The following is a 421-nucleotide window of genomic DNA, read 5'->3' as shown; positions in this document are numbered from 1 at the left end:
ATCTATACTATCTATTTATATTATTGTAAAATATTTGAAGAAAATGGAAATTGTACAATGTAAAAGTGTGTTATATATAAAACTTTAGGAGGGACTATAATGTCGGTTAAAAACGAAAAGAAATATCGATGGAAGGATATTAACGGTAAAGATTTTTTTCTGCCAATCATTTATTTAGCTAGTAATTTTTTCTTGTCACTTATAATTTTGAGTGTAACGTGGGCAGTTAATATAAGTTTTGGTGATAGTTACAGTAATGATAAATTTGATGGGTCGAGCGCCGCTGATTTGTTAATGGAGATTGGTGTTTTTATATTTATCATGATTATATGGATGTTGTTACATAAAAATAGTTATAAAATTGAGTGGAAAAGTGGCTTCAGTAATATTAAGAAATACTGGAAACTCATCATTGTTACAT

The 421-nt window shown here is 27.6% G+C and carries 1 pseudogene; it reads left to right on the top strand.

Annotated elements, in window-relative coordinates:
- Nucleotides 1–99: 99 nt before the first annotated feature.
- Nucleotides 100–421, top strand: a pseudogene (locus tag ACF91D_RS32140) (CPBP family intramembrane glutamic endopeptidase); the annotation flags it as partial.

This window comes from Staphylococcus sp. 231237_7MaSpsaltlick (assembly GCF_043107035.1).
The sequence above is the reverse complement of the archived record's forward strand: the minus strand, read 5'-3'. Positions and strand labels throughout refer to the sequence as shown.